Here is a 1199-nt window from a genome sequence, read left to right on the forward strand (position 1 = left end):
GGATTCCCCCGTGACCGTGCCGATCAGCTGGCGGCCGTCGCCTCCGGGCTGACCTCGCTGACCGCGGGTGCCTCGCGGATCTTCGAGGGCGGCGCCGTGAATCAGACAGTTGTGGAGATGGAGCGCGGATTCCTCTTCATCATGTCCATTTCCGACGGATCATCTCTTGCCGTTCTTGCACATCCGGACGCCGATATCGGTCTGGTTGGGTACGAAATGGCTCTTCTCGTCGACCGTGCCGGCAGTGTCCTCACCCCGGACCTCCGTGCTGAACTGCAGGGAAGTCTTCTTAACTAATAGACAGACAGTGCGTTTCACGCCACCGGGCCATAAGGTGCGGTGGCGCGGCCCACTGAGACCGGGACCGGCAGGAGGAGGAATCGTGGACACACCGACAGGCGGGCACCAGTACGACGGTGGCCGACAGGTACCGGGTGAGCACGGCGACAACCGGTTCAACTTCCCCTCCGCACCCAGCGGACAGGGCGCCCAGCAGCCTTACCGGCCCTATCAGCAGCAGCCGCAGCAGCCTCCGCGGCCGCCGCACGACGCCCAGCAGAATTCCGGGTGGCCGACGCAGCGTCCGCACCGCTACGACTCGCCCCGGGCGCCCCGTATCCAGCCGGTCCAGCCGCGGCAGACCCCCGAGCCTGCCGCGCCCTCCGCGCACAATCCGCTGGTTCGTCCGTACGCCATGACCGGCGGCCGGACCCGCCCGCGCTACCAACTCGCCATTGAGGCGTTGGTCAGTACCACGGCCGATCCGTCCCGGCTGCAAGGGCAGTTGCCCGAGCACCAGCGGATCTGCCGGCTGTGCTTCGAGATCAAGTCGGTCGCCGAGATTTCGGCGCTGCTCTCGATCCCGCTCGGCGTTGCCCGGATCCTCGTAGCCGACCTGGCAGAGGCCGGACTCGTCGCAATCCATCAGCCCGGCGGCGACGAGTCCGCCGGCGGCCAGCCAGATGTGACACTGCTCGAAAGGGTGCTCAGTGGACTTCGCAAGCTCTAGCGGCGGAGCAGCCCGCTCCACTACCTCGGCGAAGATCGTGGTGGCAGGGGGCTTCGGCGTGGGTAAGACCACGTTCGTCGGTGCCGTCTCGGAGATCAATCCGCTGCGCACCGAAGCCGTGATGACGTCCGCCTCCGCGGGCATCGACGACCTGACGCACACCGGGGACAAGACCACCACGACGGTGGCG

The 1199-nt window shown here is 67.2% G+C and carries 2 protein-coding genes and 1 pseudogene; all 3 read left to right on the forward strand.

Features of this window, described 5'->3' with window-relative positions; genetic code table 11:
• The coding region (locus EES42_RS00820) for a roadblock/LC7 domain-containing protein (protein WP_124717327.1) at positions 1-297 on the forward strand (297 nt) is incomplete at its 5' end.
• Positions 298-382: 85 nt separating this feature from the next.
• Positions 383-1009, forward strand: coding sequence for a DUF742 domain-containing protein (locus tag EES42_RS00825; RefSeq protein ID WP_124716175.1), 627 nt, complete (start codon positions 383-385; stop codon positions 1007-1009).
• Positions 990-1199 (forward strand): annotated as a pseudogene (locus EES42_RS00830) (ATP/GTP-binding protein); the annotation flags it as partial. The gene EES42_RS00825 and the pseudogene EES42_RS00830, both read left to right, overlap by 20 nt.

The sequence above is a fragment of the Streptomyces sp. ADI95-17 genome, from assembly GCF_003846175.1.
In the GTDB taxonomy this organism is placed as follows: Bacteria; Actinomycetota; Actinomycetes; order Streptomycetales; family Streptomycetaceae; genus Streptomyces; species Streptomyces sanglieri.